This is a genomic window from Mesonia ostreae (genome assembly GCF_031845265.1).
Lineage (GTDB): Bacteria > Bacteroidota > Bacteroidia > Flavobacteriales > Flavobacteriaceae > Mesonia > Mesonia ostreae.
The window spans coordinates 1-2545 of sequence record NZ_JAVRBG010000038.1 but is presented as its reverse complement, the minus strand read 5'-3'; the positions used below and the strand labels follow the sequence as shown (position 1 = coordinate 2545).

Sequence of the window (2545 nt, the reverse complement as noted above, 5' to 3'; positions counted from 1 at the left end):
ATTTTGATACACCATTAGAAATGATGGAAAAACTTTTGTTTAACTCAAAAGTTGCGTTTATTACTTGAATCTAGCAATTTCTAAAACCATTTTATATGTTTTACTTGAAAAATATTATTCCGATTTTAGGAAAATTATTTCTTGGAAGTCCAGAGACTTATAGAATGTTAGGAGTTTACACAGAAGAATTTGGAAACTCAAAAAATATACATCGGATTTTTAACAAACTGGAATTTGAAGTTGAATATGTGGAATATTTTTACGGTTGTGCAAGCGGAATTAAAGGACGGAAAATAAAATAACTATTGGCAACAACGTGTATAATCAATTGCTGGGTACGAGCCTGCTTACGAAAATCCTCGCGGATTTTCTATTCGGTTTTTATTTGCTAAATTAGTTGCTTAACCACGCAACTAACCATACACAAGACCGTTGTGCATAATTTGACCAAAAATGAAAATATTTACTTTCATACTAATATTTAGCTTTTCGATTGGCTATTCCCAAACAGCGGAATATGGAAAATTGACGAAAAAATCTGAATATAAAATTTATCTGACCAAAATTGGAGATACTTTAAAAGTTGGAGATACTTTAACAATTGGAATTCCAACATCTGATTTAGGATTTACTTATATTTCGCAAGGTGGACAAAGAGTTTCAAACACATTAGCTGATAAAAAAGTGATTGTGGATAAATTAAAAACTTATGGAACGAAAAAAAATGGATACAAAGTGTATGCGCATTTTAAAGGCTATGGACTTATTCCTGTTTTAATTGATTATGATACAGCATTGGAGCTTGGAGAAATAAAAAACCCGAATGGAAAATTAACGAAAGAAGCTGCTATTTCAAAATTGAAAGAAGCAAAAGAATTATTAGAGTTAGGAGTAATAACTCAAGCGGATTATGACAAATTAAAGTCCGAAATGACACCTCTAATTCTGAATTAATAAAAAAACTATGCACAACATCGCATAAAAATAATGCGTAGATTAGTGTTTAAACAATGAACAGTGCTCTTTTATTACTTCTGATTTTCCTGCGGAAAATCCTCGCACACAAAACCGCACTATTCTTATACGTAACCGTTGTGCATAATACTGACAACGAACTTCAAAGCTCATCTTAATAAAACAAATATATCCAAATAGACCTTGACAATTTAAAATTGATAGTACTTAATAGAAATGCAATCACAGCAATAATGCCGAAAACTCTTAAAGGCGACAAATCAATAAAATACCAAAATACTACAAGACTTGTTATCATTTGAGCCGCAGCGAGCGCATAACTCACAAACATAGCCCCAAAAAAGAAACCAGTTTCTCTTTCAAATTTATAATCACACTCTGGACATCTATCATTCATTTTCGGAATGTTCAACAATAAAATGTTCCCACCATTCATAAAAATCTTTCCTTTTTGACAATTCGGACACTTACAATTCAATGCATCTATAACTTTACTCATCACAATATGTTTTATACCACAAAATTAAGACTGTAAATAATTAATAGTCTTATAAAATGTTCGCAATTTTTTGTACTTTTAGGACATACAAGATGAAAATACCAGTTCTAAATATTAGTCAATTTAAAGAATCCGCACCTCTCAATGATGTGTATATAAATTCTTTTTCGAATCACTTACAGCGTAATAAGGATTTAATTAACAAACCACATAGTCATAATTTCTATCTATGTGTGCTATTTACCGAAGGTACAGGTACACACGAAATTGATTTTAATTCCTATAATATAAATCCTGGCAAGGTGTTTTTTTTAAAACCAGGACAAACACATTTTTGGAAATTTGAGACACAACCCCAAGGATTTATCTTTTTTCATTCTCAAGAATTTTATGAACTAAAGTTTTTAGAACATAAGCTCCATTCATTTCCATTTTTTTATTCGAATCAAAATCCTCCTTTTTTAGATTTAGCCCCTAAAAAACTTTACGAATTGAATTTTAAGTTTGATGAAGCTTATGCTGAATATTTACAAACCAATATTTTAAGAGAATTAAAAATAGTAAATTCATTAAACAACATTTATATAGAATTAACAAGGGCATATACAGTTGATATCAATATTGAAAAGTTTAATTCGCCATACTATTTCAATATACTTGAAACTTTAGAAAATTTAATTAACGCCCATTTTCATAATCAAAAATTTCCCAAATTTTATGCTGATAAATTAAGCATTTCAACCAAGCATTTGAATAGAGTAGTAAAACAAACAATTAATAAAACGACAAGCCAATTAATTTCTGAAAGGATCATTCTAGAAGCAAAAAGATTGATTGTACATTCTCACGAGAATTTAGCCAATATTGCCTATACACTGGAATTCTCGGACTACGCCTATTTTTCAAGGTTTTTCAAATTAAAAACAGGTATGACGCCGTTGGATTTTCGAAAAAAGTATTTTTGATGAAATTTTGATTATTTAAAAGTACTATGCACAACAAAGAACTGAGGTAAAAACCAACTCTTTTCTACATTAAATTTGAGACATACATTACCTGTGTCAAAATCTT

At 29.7% G+C, this 2545-nt stretch carries 4 protein-coding genes; 3 read left to right on the top strand and 1 reads right to left on the bottom strand.

The features are described 5' to 3' along the window. Positions 1-95: 95 nt before the first annotated feature. On the top strand, positions 96-302 hold the full coding sequence (locus tag RLT85_RS15040) for a class I SAM-dependent methyltransferase (protein WP_311402864.1): 207 nt from the start codon (positions 96-98) through the stop codon (positions 300-302). 151 nt (positions 303-453) lie between these two features. Next, entirely contained in the window at positions 454-954 is a 501-nt protein-coding gene (locus RLT85_RS15035; RefSeq protein WP_311402863.1) for a hypothetical protein, read from the top strand. A gap of 175 nt (positions 955-1129) precedes the next feature. On the opposite strand, the gene RLT85_RS15030 is transcribed toward RLT85_RS15035, so the two are convergent. Then, positions 1130-1474: a DUF983 domain-containing protein gene (locus RLT85_RS15030; RefSeq protein WP_311402862.1), complete on the bottom strand. Its 345-nt coding sequence runs from the start codon at positions 1472-1474 to the stop codon at positions 1130-1132. 92 nt (positions 1475-1566) lie between these two features. On the opposite strand from RLT85_RS15030, the gene RLT85_RS15025 reads away from it, so the two are divergent. Then, entirely contained in the window at positions 1567-2439 is an 873-nt protein-coding gene (locus tag RLT85_RS15025; protein WP_311402861.1) for an AraC family transcriptional regulator, read from the top strand. The last annotated feature ends 106 nt before the right edge of the window (positions 2440-2545 follow it).